The sequence below is a fragment of the Flavobacterium sp. P21 genome (assembly GCF_050632225.1).
GTDB lineage: Bacteria > Bacteroidota > Bacteroidia > Flavobacteriales > Flavobacteriaceae > Flavobacterium.
The window spans coordinates 4050996-4064859 of the sequence record NZ_CP192585.1; the positions used below are offsets into that span (position 1 = coordinate 4050996).

Here is a 13864-nt window from a genome sequence, read left to right on the forward strand (position 1 = left end):
CAACTTTATAATTTATCTTCTATCAAAATTCATCACACCCTTGGTTATAAACTTTGAGAAAGATTTAGAAAAAAACATCCTATTTTAATACACAGTATACACCTGATAATGAAATAAAAAACCAAAATTTCATTATTACCAAAACATTACTATTAGATTATAACCTTCCCTTTTTACAACAATTCTAATAAAAAGTGTTAATTTAGCATCCGCCTTTTTTCAAAAATTTGAGCTTAATATAAAATGTTTCGATTAAACCGATTGTTCAATTGAAACCGATTGCCCTAGCCCTGATGGGAGCGGCATCCTTTTGTGGTGGGGTTCACCACAAAAGATATAGCGGACAGCAGGAACTAGCTCCTTCTTCTAACTATAAAAAATATCAGCTTTAAATAAAAATAATAAATTAAAATACCTAAAATGAGATTAGAAGATTTTGATAATGATGAAGATAAAGTAATCCAAGACAGTTTAAAACAAAAGACTTGGAATGAAATTAAATCCAATGACAGCTGGGCAATTTTTAAAATTATGTCTGAGTTTGTAAATGGTTACGAAAGCATGGGACGTATTGGTCCGTGTGTTTCTATTTTTGGATCGGCAAGAACGAAACCAGATGACAAATACTATCAATTGGCTGAAAAAATTGCTTTTAAAATCAGTAAAGCGGGTTACGGCGTAATTACGGGAGGAGGCCCGGGAATTATGGAAGCCGGAAACAAAGGGGCACATTTAGGAGGCGGAACTTCGGTAGGTTTGAACATCGAATTGCCTTTTGAACAGCATTTTAATCCTTATATCGATCACGATAAAAACTTGAATTTCGATTATTTCTTTGTGAGAAAAGTAATGTTCGTTAAATATTCACAAGGTTTTGTAGTTATGCCGGGAGGTTTTGGAACTTTGGACGAAATGTTTGAAGCGATTACCTTGATTCAGACTAAGAAAATTGGAAAATTCCCAATTATATTAGTTGGAGTGGAATTCTGGTCAGGATTGATTGATTGGGTAAAAACCGTTTTGGTAGAAAAAATGCATACCGTTAGTCCAGAAGATTTGAACTTATTTAAAGTGGTTGATACAGAAGACGAAGTTGTTGAAGCTTTGGATAAATTCTACAAGAAATACGATTTGAGTCCAAATTTCTAAAATATTCTTTTGCAATATAAATCAGCAAATAATTTAAGTAACTGTTTTAATGTCAACTTAATTTGCTTATAATATGATTAAATTTTAAGAGCTGTTTTTTAAAACAGCTTTTTTTATGCTATTTTTACAAAAATCCAAAAGATCTTGATACACGTAACTTAATATATATTCATACTATTTTTACGCCACTACTTGAAATCATTATATAAAATTTTTATCCTGATTTTTGTTTTATTGAGCTCAGTAAAACAATATGCACAACATCAATCTAAGATGGAAGTGGCGGTTAATCTTGACCTTAAAACACTTAATGTTAGGCAAGACATTACGTACTACAATACTTCTAACGATTCTTTGGACACAATTGTGCTGAATGATTGGAACAATGCATTTTCGGATAAAAACACGCCTTTAGCTCGACGTTTTTCAGATGAGTTTTACAGAGGTTTTCATGTGGCCAAACCTGAAGAAAGAGGAAATACGACTATTTTGAATCTTACAGATTCTGATGATTTAGCACTTGAATGGCAAAGGACAGATAAAAACCCTGATTTTATTGTTATCAAATTAAACAAAAAACTGTATCCAGGCGAGAAAATTGATTTGCATCTTATCTATATTTCAAAAATTCCAAGTGCAAAATTCACGCATTACGGTTTTGATCAAAACGGAGGCATGATTTTAAAAAACTGGTTTTTGAGTCCTGCCCGATTCGAAAATCATTATTTTGTAAAAAACAATAATTTCAATCTTGATGATATTGCAAATGCCGTAGTGGATTATCAAGTTGAAATAAAACTTCCTGCAAATTATTTTATCAGTACTGATTTGGATTCGGTTTCAAAGGATGATTCTAATTCATCTTTTACAAATTATATTTTTTCTGGAAAAAACAGAACCGATTTCAATGTTATTATTGAGAAACAGAACAGTTTCAGAAGCTATACAAATGGAGATTTAGAAATAGTTTCAGATTTGAAAACAAAGAAATTGAATGAAATTCAAAGAGCGATAATCATCAACAGAGTAGCGACTTTTGCAAATGAATTTATTGGAAAATATCCACATTCAAAAATCTCAGTTTCGCAAGCAGATTATGACCGAAATCCGTTTTACGGACTAAATCAGCTTCCTTCCTTTATCAGTCCGTTTTCAGACGAATTTATCTTCGAAATTACTTTTCTGAAAACTTACCTCAGCAATTATCTGAAAAACTCTCTTAAGCTAGATCCAAGAAAAGACAATTGGATTTATGATGGAATCCAGATTTATACCATGATGAAATACATGGAAGAGCATCATTTAGATCAAAAAATGCTAGGAAGACTTTCGGATATGAAACTTTTTGACAGCTACAACATTACCAATCTGACATTTAACGAGCAGTACAGTTATTATTATATGCTGATGGCTCGAAAAAATCTAGATCAGCCACTTGGAGACCCAAAAAATACGCTCATCAAATTCAACGAACAGATTGCTAGCAAATACCGCGCAGGATTGAGCTTAAGTTATTTAGATGATTATCTGAATCATAATATTGTACCTGAAAGTGTGCAAGAGTTTTATGCCTTGAATAAAACACAGCAAACAAACCGATATGATTTTGAAAAAATTCTGACTGAAAACAGTCCAAAAAAATCGACTGGTTTTTTAGAACCATTATTGAATCACGCGATATTATAGATTATAAATTTACTGATGTTTCAAGAACAAAAGACAGCGTTCAATTTTCGATAAAAAATAAAACGGGAGTTTTTGCTCCGATTCCGGTTTACGGAATCAAAAAAAATGAAGTTGTTTTTAAAGAATGGATTGAACCAAAAAACAATGATTCGGTTTATCATTTCAGCCGAAAAAATGCTGATAAAATTGTCTTGAATTACGATAACGAAGTTCCAGAATACAATCAGCGAAACAATTGGAAATCATTAAAAACAATTGCGATAACAAATCGTCCAATCAAATTCAATTTTGCAAAAGATTTAGAAGATCCGTACTATAATCAAATTTTATATATTCCGACTTTAACTTACAACTATTATGACGGTATAACGCCTGGAATTCGCTTTCATAATAAAACCATATTAGACAAGCCTTTTTTATTTGACATTAATCCGGCTTATTCAATCAAAGCGCAAACCATATCAGGTTCTTCGGCATTTTCTTGGAATCAATATTATCGAAATAGTACGTTGTTCAATGTGCGATATTCCATAAGCCAGAATTATTTTCATTATGCACCAGATGCCACTTATTTGAGATTAAATCCAATGGTACAATTGCGTATTCGTGAAGAAAATTTTAGAGACAACAGAAAACAGTTAATTATGTTTCGCCAAGTTATTGTAAACCGTGAAGCAAGCGAATACATCACCGATAATTCAAAACCAAATTATTCTATTTTTAATGCCCGATATTCAAATACCAAAACAGAACTTGTCAATCATTTCAGTTATATGAATGATATTCAGTTTTCTGGAGATTTTGGAAAACTGTCTGGAGAAGTTGAATATCGACGTTTGTTTGAAAACAATCATAAACTAAATTTACGATTGTACGCTGGAGCATTTTTATACAACACAACAAATTCAGATTATTTCAGTTTTGGTTTAGACAGGCCGACAGATTATTTATTTGATTATAATTTGTTTGGAAGATCAGAATCAACAGGATTTTTCAGTCAGCAATATGTAATTGCTGAAGGTGGATTTAAATCGCAATTAGAACCTTCTTACGCCAATCAATGGATGACAACTTTAAATGCAAGTTATGCCATTTGGAACTGGGTTGAAGTGTACGGAGATATTGGATTTTTGAAAAATAAGCATGAAAAAGAGTTTTTTGCATATGATAGTGGTATTCGTTTAAACTTGGTCCCAGATTATTTTGAACTCTATTTTCCAGTCTATTCGAACAATGGATGGGAAATTTCTCAAAGCAAATACAACGAAAAAATACGATTTGTGATAACTTTTTCTCCAAAAACATTAGTCAATCTTTTCACTAGAAAATGGTTTTAATCGAATAAATTTTAAACAAAATGTTGAATTATTTTTAAATAAATTGATTTTTTACTAAAAATAACATAAATAAAATACGTAGTTTTTTGATTTTAAATACAAATAATTAAATTATATTTATTTTAAAGAATTATGATTATTGATTGTTTTTAAGTAATTTCGCAGTCTCAACATGACCATTAAAGATTATGATAAAAGAAATGAACAATACTACATTGACATTTGAAGATTTCAAAACTGAGGTATTGAACGACTACAAAATTGCAGTAACTAGCCGTGAATGTAGTCTTTTAGGTCGTAAAGAAGTATTAACAGGAAAAGCCAAATTTGGAATATTTGGAGACGGAAAAGAAGTACCACAACTTGCGATGGCAAAAGCCTTCAAAAACGGTGATTTTCGTTCTGGATACTACCGCGATCAAACTTTTATGATGGCGATTGGCGAATTGACTCCAAAACAATTTTTCGCTGGTTTATACGGTCACACCGATTTAGATTTTGATCCAATGTCTGCCGGAAGACAAATGGGCGGACACTTTGTAACGCACAGTTTAAACGAAGACGGATCATGGAAAGACTTAACAAAACAAAAAAATTCAAGTTCAGATATATCGCCTACAGCTGGGCAAATGCCGAGATTGTTAGGTTTGGCTCAAGCTTCTAAAATCTACAGAAATGTTGACGGAATTACCATCAAAGATAAATTTACTGTAAATGGAAATGAAGTGGCTTGGGGAACTATTGGAAACGCAAGTACATCTGAAGGTTTGTTTTTTGAAACCATAAATGCTTGCTGGAGTTTTACAAGTTCCGATGGTAATGAGTGTTTGGGATGATGAATACGGAATTTCGGTTCACGCCAAACATCAAACTACAAAAGAAAACATTTCTGAAATTCTAAAAGGATACCAACGCGACGAAGATTCTAAAGGTTATGATATTTTTAGAGTAAAAGGCTGGGATTATGCTGAACTGGTTTCAACATATGAAAGAGCTGGCAAGATCGCCCGCGAAGAACATATTCCGGTTTTGATTCACGTAAATGAGCTGACACAACCTCAAGGGCACTCTACTTCTGGTTCGCACGAACGTTACAAAAGCGGAGAAAGATTAGCTTGGGAAAGAGATTTTGACTGTATTCGTCAAATGCGTTTATGGATGATTGCAATCAATATTGCCTCGCCTGAAGAGCTTTCTGAAATTGATTTTCAATTGAAAAATGAAGTATTACAAGCTAAAAAAGATGCTTGGAATTCATTTATCAATCCAATTATTGAAGAACAAAACAATCTTTTGGCTTTATTGGAACAAATTGCAGAAGCAAGCGTCAATCATAAAGACAGAATTAAAAAATATATTTCGGAATTACGTGCTATTAAAGCGCCTTTGAAAAAAGAACTTTTAGTTTATGCTAGAAAAATTCTTCGTTTTATTGAAGTTCCAAACAGCAAAGTACTTTTAGCAAACTGGATTACAAGATTCTTGAATGAAACTCAAGAAAAATTCAGCAGTAATTTGCACTCTGATTCAGATAAAAATGTTTTCTCAGTACAAAAAGTACTTCCTGAATATGGAGAAAATGCCAAAGCTGATATCGACGGAAGAATGCTTTTGCGTGACAACTTTGATGCTTTGTTTGCTAAATATCCCGAAACTTTAATTTTTGGTGAAGATGTTGGAAACATTGGTGACGTAAACCAAGGTTTAGAAGGCATGCAGGAAAAATACGGAGAACTTCGTGTTGCCGATGTCGGAATTCGTGAAGCTACAATTATCGGACAAGGAATTGGAATGGCTTTAAGAGGTCTGCGCCCAATTGCTGAAATCCAATATTTAGATTATTTATTATATGCAATCCAAATCATGAGTGATGATTTGGCTACATTACAATATAGAACTGTTGGAAAACAAAAAGCGCCGTTAATCATCAGAACTCGTGGGCACCGTTTAGAAGGTATCTGGCATTCTGGTTCTCCAATGGGAATGATTATCAATGCTATTCGTGGTATTCACGTTTTGGTTCCAAGAAATATGACTCAAGCGGCAGGTTTTTATAATACACTTTTAGAATGTGATGAACCTGCATTAGTAATTGAGTGTTTAAACGGTTACCGTTTAAAAGAAAAAGCACCATTGAATTTTGGTGAATTCAAAACGCCAATTGGTGTTGTTGAAACTATGAAAGAAGGGGCAGATATTACTTTAGTTTCTTACGGATCTACCTTAAGATTGGTTCAGCAAGTCGCAACAGAATTGTTAGATCTAGGAATTGATTGTGAAGTTATTGACATCCAGTCTCTTCTTCCTTTTGATGTAAACAAGGATATTGTAAAAAGTATTGCAAAAACAAATCGTCTTTTAGTAATTGATGAAGATGTTCCTGGAGGAGCTTCAGCATTCATTTTACAGCAAATCCTTGAAGAACAAGATGCTTACAAATATCTTGACAGCAAACCGCAAACGCTTGCCGCAAAAGCCCACAGACCTGCCTACGGAACTGATGGCGATTATTTCTCTAAACCTTCTGCCGAAGATATTTTTGAGAAAGTGTACAGCATGATGAATGAAGTTAATCCTTCTAAATTCCCTAGTTTGTACTAAGAATTTAGAATGTTTTAGATAAAAGAAAAGCTCCAATAATTTTGGAGCTTTTTTTGTTTTATGTACAAAGTCACGAATTGTTTGTCATTTCGAGCGGAGGGAGAAATCACACTAGTAATTCGAAAAAAATTGCTCAACTGTGCGGAGCTACTTGTGGAGATCCCTCGTTCCTCGGGATGACAAGATTGTAGATAAATATCGAAAGAATTAAACAATTATTAATTACAACTACAGACCATCAACCATCAACAATCAACCATCAACAATCAACCATCAACTAATTAAATATCCTTCAGCATCATTCTTGCCTTCTCTAAATCCTCAGCCGTATCAATTCCAATTCCAACATGTGTAGTCTCCACCATTTTAATACGTTTTCCGAATTCTAAATATCTTAATTGCTCCAACTTCTCAGAAGCTTCTAGAGATTTCATTGGAAGGCTATAAAAGTCTAATAAAGCTTGTTTTCTAAAAGCATAAATTCCGATGTGCTGAAAATATCTCACTCCAACATTTTTCTCTCTTGGATACGGAATTACAGATCTTGAAAAATACAATGCAAACTGCGACTGATCTACCACAACTTTCACATTATTCGGATTATTGATTTCGTCTTCATCTGTGATTTCACGCATTAACGAAGCCAAATCAACTTTTCTATCTGGATCATTTTTAAAAACCGATAAAACTTGCGCTAAAGGTTCCGCCTCTGTAAAAGGTTCATCGCCTTGCACATTTACCACAATATCAACATCAAGATCAGCAATAGCCTCAGCAATTCTGTCACTTCCAGATTCATGCTCTTTGATGCTCATAATGGCTTTTCCGCCATTAGACACAATTTCATCAAAAATCAAATCAGAATCGGTTACCACAAAAACATCATCGAATAATTTTGTTGAAACCGCGACTTCATATGTTCTTAAAATTACTGTTTTGCCTCCTAAATCCTGCATTAGTTTTGCCGGAAAACGCGTTGAAGCATATCTGGCTGGAATTACCGCTATTATTTTCATTTTTATATTTTACTGAGCTTAAAAAACTCAAAATTTAGTAATTTAATTTTCACTGGTTTTAAGTGTTTGCAAATATGCAAAAATTACTTTTAAATTTTCTGTTTTTCCATTTCTGTAAAGGATGAAAATCATGTTCATGAATATTAAAACAAAAAATTAAACCGAAACTGTGACACGAAGATAAGTTGCAGGAATTAATGTAGAATTTGTGTCATTACTTTGGTTTTGGCTATTAACTAATCCTTCAAGTTTAGCATACAAATCCGAAGTTTTCCCGTTTTGTTCCGTCGCTTCAAAAGCATTCATCGTTGGACCATAGTACGTTTTTAATCGATTCAGCCACTCCGAAGGTGGGAATGCTCGCTTTAAATGTAAAGGTATCCCGCTCAAAGGAAATATTTTCTTTAGGAACACCCGCATTTGTGAATCTTTCGATTACATTATCCTCAATACCCCAAAGCATCGGACTTACAAAACCCTCAGGAGGCGGTGGCGTAAATTCAGCACTAATTTTCAAGATTTGTGCAATCAATGTTGGATCTCCCGGTATCCAATTACCCATAATAACTTTACCTCCAGGTTTTGTGACACGCACCATTTCTTTAGCAACATCAAAAGGTTTTGGGGCAAACATTGCTCCAAAAATACTCATCGTAACATCGTAAGCTTGATCTTTCAATTCATTCAAATCGGTTGCGTCACCTTCTTGAAATACAATATTGTCCAATCCTTCCTTTTTTGCTCGAAGATTACCAGCTTCAACTAAATTTCTTGCTATATCAACACCTAAAACATTGGCTCCTAATTTTGCCGAAGGTATTGCCGTAGTGCCATCTCCACAACCGAGATCTAAAACGTTGCTATTTGCTTTAATTCCAACTTTGGCAACCAATTCCGCACCGCTTTCTCTCATAGATTCTGCAACGCGCGTAAAATCGCCTTTTTCCCATAATGCTTTGTTTGGATTCATCTTAGTTTTATCAGTGATTATAGTGCTGATGCCGCACTTTTACTTAATTTGTAAACATCCTCTATCCTTTTTTAAATCATCACCAGTTAATCACAAAAGGCATTTAAAAAACTACTTAAAAAAGAAGACATAAAACAAATAATCAACTGACAAACAATTACTTACACAAAAATAAACAAATTTAGATGAAACATTTTATTATCTCACAAAATTTATTTATTAAAACAAATTCTGCAGATTATAACTTTCAGATCATTATCACATAATTGGAAAAGTTTGATGAGTTATTTCGGTATTTCCATATAAAAACAAAATACTATCGCAAAAAGCTTTCTAAAGTATTTTTGTAACATTTTCATTAAAGCATTGTTATTTAATTTCTTAGAATATTTTTATTTTTATGTAAAAAACATGAAAAGAACCTTTACTTCTATCCTGCTCTATTTCTTTTTAATTTTTACTTCAAATGCTTTTTCTCAGAATAAACCCATAAATGCATTCACAAACCGAATTTTTGATGGAAAAGGTTATCGGCCATTGGGTGATTTGAAATGGAAATTTAAAACAGATGGAAAAATCTTTTCCTCGCCAATTGTTAAAAACGGAGCAATTTATATAGGAAGTGAAGACGGTTTTTTATACTGTATCAATGAAAAATCGGGAAACATCAACTGGAAATTCAAAACCGATGGTGCCGTTCACAGTTCGGCCAGTTTAGATAATAATATGGTTTATTTTGGAAGTTTTGACGGGTATTATTATGCCCTAAATGCGACAACCGGAAAAGAAATCTGGAAGTTTAAAACCAAAGGCGAAAATTGGTATCGAGAAATCGGAATGTGGGGAATGAAACCAAACGATATGCTGATGAACGATTTATGGGATTTTTATTTATCATCGCCTGTTATTTATAAAGATAAAAATACAGCTTTAGTGATTTTTGGAAGCAGTGATGGAAATATGTACGCTGTCGACTCAAAAAATGGCACTTTAAAATGGACTTTCAAAACAAATGATCCTATTCACAGTACTCCTGTTATCGAAAAAGAGAATTTGTATTTTGGAGGTTGGGACGGAATTTTCTACGCCTTAGACTGTAAAACCGGAAAAGAGAAATGGCATTTTTCAACTGAAGTCAAAACTGGATTTAAAGGCATTCAGGCTTCTGCTGTTGTTGCAAATGGCTTGGTTTATTTTGGAGCCAGAGATCCTTTTTTGTTTGCGCTTAACGCAGAAACCGGAAAATTAGTTTGGAAATACAATGCCGAGAATTCCTGGATTTTGAGTTCGGCTGTTGTTCAAGATAATGTACTTTACGTTGGAACTTCCGACACTTATGCATTATTGGCGCTTGAAGCGAAAACAGGTCAGGAAAAGTACCGATTTAAAGGAAACGGTTATATTTATTCTTCTCCGGCAATATCAGGAAACACCGCTTATTTCGGCGATTTTAGCGGTAATTTTTTCGCTTTAAACTTGCTTTCGAACGGAAAAATATCTGATTTTATAAGTACGGAAAACAGAAAAAAATATGCTCCTGAAATTTTAAACAACAATCATCTTGATTTTACATACGCTTCTAAACAAGCCGATTTATCTGTTTATACCGAAAATCAAAAAGTAATGAACGAATTTTACAAATTAGGTCCAATTGTTTCATCGCCATTCATAAACAACAATACCATTTATTTTGGAAGTGCCGATGGCTATTTATACGCATATAATTTGAAATAATTCTTCGCGCATCTCTGCGAAACCTTTGTGAATCTCTGTGAAATAGTTATTACGCAAAGTTGCACAAAGGTTTCGCAGAGATTCTCAAAGTTATATTACATAATTTTTACTGAGGTCATACTCAAAGAACCTGCTAATAATTTATCATTAAAAAGTTCCATTTCGTCTGTTTTATCTTTTAAGCCTAAAGTATAAAGCAAAGGCAAATAATGATCCGGAGTTGGAATCGCCAATTGAACGGCTTTATTCATTTTTTCGAAATCAATCAAAGGCTGAAAATTTCCGTCTAATAAATAATTATTTACTGTTTCTCTTGCTTCAATTGCCCAGTCATAACCATAATTGTCTTTGTCAAAATTTCTGAAATCGACCATTCTAAGATTGTGGACAATATTACCGCTTCCAATGATTAAAACACCTTTGTAACGAAGTTGTTGTAATTTCTGAGCCAATTCAAAATGATATTGCCCTGATTTTGTATAATCAATACTTAATTGAATCACAGGAACATCTGCATTTGGATATAAATGTTTTATAACGCTCCACGCGCCATGATCTAAACCCCAATGTTCGTCTAATTCAACCTGAACCGGATCTAATATTTTCTTAGTTTCAACCGCTAATTCCGGGCTCCCTTTTGCTGGATATTGTACGTCAAAAAGCGCCTGCGGAAAACCTCCAAAATCATGAATGGTTCTCGGCATTTCCATTGAAGTTACTTTGGTTCCTTTGGTAAACCAATGCGCCGAAACACACAAAATAGCATTTGGCTGTGGCAATGTTTTTGCCAATTCACGAAAACCGGTTACAAACTGATTTTCTTCAATTGCATTCATTGGGCTTCCGTGTCCTAAAAATAAAACCGGCATTTTATCTGTATTCGAAAACGTTGATGAAATCGAATGTAAGTCGTTTAGTGTTGTCATTTTATAAAAGTTTTTTTGCCACAGATTGAAAGGATTAAAAAGATTTCGTAAAATGCGTATAATTTTTCTCGCAGATTTCGCAGATTCTACAGATTTTTTTAGTTAAGTTTCTCAAAGAATAATCTGCAGAATCTGTAAAATCTGCGAGAAACAAAAAGTTAGCGCATTTAATGAAATCGTTCTGCTTTGAACAAAAAATCTGTGAGAATCCTTTTAATCTGTGGCTAAAATTTTATTCCTCAAAACTCTCGTCTTTAAATCCTATCAAATATAGCTTATTTTTGGCACGAGTCATAGCGGTATAAAGCCATCTGATGTAATCACGATCGATTCCGTCTGGTAAATATGGCTGTTCGATAAAAACAGTATTCCACTGCCCACCTTGCGATTTGTGACATGTGATTGCGTATGAGAATTTTACTTGTAATCCGTTGAAATATTCATTTTCCTTAACTTTCTGAAATCGTTTGTATTTTGTTGGTTCGTCTTCATAATCTTTCATTACTTCTTCGTACAAACGATTCGATTCTTCATAAGTCAATGATGGCGATTCGCTTTTAATGGTATCCAAAATCAAAACCGTTTCAAAAGGAATTTGGTTCGGATAATCGACCATTCTGATTTTTACTTTCGCAAAAGTAAAACCGTATAATTCTTTGATTCCGAACATCTCCAAAACTTCGATAATATCGCCATTCGCAATAAAACCAGCTTCGTCAGTTTCTTTCAGCCAGAAATAATTGTTTTTTACAACCATCAAAAAATCACCAACCGAAAGTTCGCTTTCCTTAAATAAAATTCGGCTTCTGATTTGTTCATTGTACTGATTTGCTCTTTTATTCGATCGAACGATAAAAGCCGTATCTTCAATACTATAATTGCTGTAAGCTGTATTTATAGCATCCTGAATATCGTAACCATCTGTCAAACGAACAATGTCTTTAAACTTTTTTACGTTGAATCTAAATTCAGTTATAAAGCTTTCTTTCAGCAATTCTCGCAATTCTGTGGCATTAAACAAAATCCCTGAATTTTCTTCTTGACGCATTACTTCGTCCAATTCAATATGTTCAATTTCTTTATCATAATGAACACCTAAAGTCTGAATGTCTAGCGCTGGAGAAATATCTAAATTTACCGGTGGCAACTGTGCAGTATCTCCTAAAAGAATCATTTTGCAATTATTTCCAGAATATACATAATTGATCAAATCATCCAGAAGTGATCCGCTATCGAGTGTACTATCTGAAATCATCGAAGCCTCATCGACAATAAAAACGGTATTTTTATGTTTGTTGACTTGCTTGGTAAAAGCCACTCCTCCACCCGATGACTTTTTAGGAAAATATATTTTTTTATGAATGGTAAAAGCCGATGTATTTGAGTAATTCGAGATCACTTTTGTTGCGCGACCTGTTGGTGCCAGCAAAACAAACTTTTTATTGATTTCTCCAAGATTATTTACAATCGTTGAAATCACGGTTGTTTTTCCGGTTCCCGCATATCCTTTCAGCACAAAAATGGTATCATTTTTAGGTTCGGTTAGAAAAATCGCGATTTTCTGAAAAAAATATCTTGTTTGTATGTAGGCGCAAAAGGAAATCTTTTTTGTAAAACGCTGTAAAACAATGTTGAATTCATAGGGTAAAATTGTACTACAAAGTTCGGCTTTTTTAATGGCAATTTCAACTTTAAATGTTTTAAACCATACTAAGTGATATAAGCTCATTCAAAAAAAATAATACTACCGTAACGTCTACCTAACTTTTCTTTAAAATTGTTTTTTGAAATTGCAATTATAATTGTTGCTTTTTAATTTGTAAGTTTGTGGTCGCTTAAATTCTTTCTTGATTCAAAAACAGGTAACGAGTTGTAAATCAGATATGTCATTACAAAACACTAACATTATTTCTAAAAATTATAAAAAACTTTCTATTCAGGTTTCCCTGACTGGATTTTCCTATTGCTGTTTCGATACTTTAAATAATGTCATTACTTCATTTAAAGAAATCAAGTTTGACATTTCAAACAAAAGCACAAAAATTGAAGATCTTTTTACTGAAGCTTTCAAAAATAATTTGGAATTGAAAGACACTTATGATGAAGTGATGGTAATTCACAATAACAATCTTTCAACTTTTGTTCCAACTGCTTTATTTGATGAAGATTATCTAGGAAGTTATCTGCAATACACGACAAAAGTTTTTGAAACAGATTTTTTTACGTTTGATGAAATCCCAAATTATCAAATGAATTCTGTTTACATTCCGTATGTCAATATCAATAATTTTTTGATTGATAATGTGGGCTCTTTTGACTATAAACATGCCAACAGTATTTTGGTCGAAAAAATTCTGGACAATTCTAGAAACAATGACGAAAAAAAATGGTGGTCAACTTTAACCCTGGCCAGTTTGAAGTTATTGTAGTTCAGAACCAAAAACT

7 protein-coding genes and 3 pseudogenes are annotated in these 13864 nt (G+C 33.2%); 5 read left to right on the plus strand and 5 right to left on the minus strand.

Annotated elements, in window-relative coordinates; genetic code table 11:
- Positions 1–420 precede the first annotated feature (420 nt).
- From ACQ9BO_RS20360 to ACQ9BO_RS20370, 3 genes and pseudogenes are all read left to right on the plus strand, one after another.
- Complete coding sequence (locus ACQ9BO_RS20360) at positions 421–1149, plus strand: TIGR00730 family Rossman fold protein (protein ID WP_026730075.1); 729 nt, start codon at positions 421–423, stop codon at positions 1147–1149.
- A gap of 273 nt (positions 1150–1422) precedes the next feature.
- Positions 1423–4172: pseudogene (locus ACQ9BO_RS20365) on the plus strand (aminopeptidase).
- 188 nt (positions 4173–4360) lie between these two features.
- A pseudogene (locus ACQ9BO_RS20370) lies at positions 4361–6773 on the plus strand (alpha-ketoacid dehydrogenase subunit alpha/beta).
- Positions 6774–7054: 281 nt separating this feature from the next.
- Here the strand turns inward: ACQ9BO_RS20370 and kdsB are convergent.
- The 3 genes from kdsB to ACQ9BO_RS20385 all read right to left on the minus strand — a co-directional run bounded on the left by kdsB (position 7055) and on the right by ACQ9BO_RS20385 (position 8759).
- Positions 7055–7789 (minus strand): 3-deoxy-manno-octulosonate cytidylyltransferase, encoded by a 735-nt coding sequence (gene kdsB, locus ACQ9BO_RS20375; protein WP_431242238.1) that lies wholly within the window; start codon positions 7787–7789, stop codon positions 7055–7057.
- A gap of 156 nt (positions 7790–7945) precedes the next feature.
- Positions 7946–8095: a hypothetical protein gene (locus ACQ9BO_RS20380; RefSeq protein ID WP_431242239.1), complete on the minus strand. Its 150-nt coding sequence runs from the start codon at positions 8093–8095 to the stop codon at positions 7946–7948.
- A complete protein-coding gene (locus ACQ9BO_RS20385) occupies positions 8082–8759 on the minus strand; it encodes a class I SAM-dependent methyltransferase (RefSeq protein ID WP_431242240.1) in 678 nt (225 codons plus the stop codon). Before ACQ9BO_RS20385 ends, ACQ9BO_RS20380 begins: the two co-directional genes overlap by 14 nt.
- A 411-nt stretch (positions 8760–9170) precedes the next feature.
- Between ACQ9BO_RS20385 and ACQ9BO_RS20390 the strand changes: the two genes are divergently transcribed.
- Positions 9171–10493, plus strand: a complete 1323-nt coding sequence (locus tag ACQ9BO_RS20390) for a PQQ-binding-like beta-propeller repeat protein (RefSeq protein WP_431242241.1) — start codon at positions 9171–9173, stop codon at positions 10491–10493.
- A 95-nt stretch (positions 10494–10588) separates the two neighbouring features.
- On the opposite strand, the gene ygiD is transcribed toward ACQ9BO_RS20390, so the two are convergent.
- Positions 10589–11419 (minus strand): 4,5-DOPA dioxygenase extradiol, encoded by an 831-nt coding sequence (gene ygiD / locus ACQ9BO_RS20395; RefSeq protein WP_431242242.1) that lies wholly within the window; start codon positions 11417–11419, stop codon positions 10589–10591.
- Positions 11420–11651: 232 nt separating this feature from the next.
- Positions 11652–13060: pseudogene (locus ACQ9BO_RS20400) on the minus strand (ATP-dependent DNA helicase).
- Positions 13061–13302: 242 nt separating this feature from the next.
- On the opposite strand from ACQ9BO_RS20400, the gene ACQ9BO_RS20405 reads away from it, so the two are divergent.
- The gene (locus tag ACQ9BO_RS20405; RefSeq protein WP_431242243.1) at positions 13303–13848 is read left to right on the plus strand and encodes a DUF3822 family protein; all 546 of its coding nucleotides are present in this window, start codon (positions 13303–13305) and stop codon (positions 13846–13848) included.
- The last annotated feature ends 16 nt before the right edge of the window (positions 13849–13864 follow it).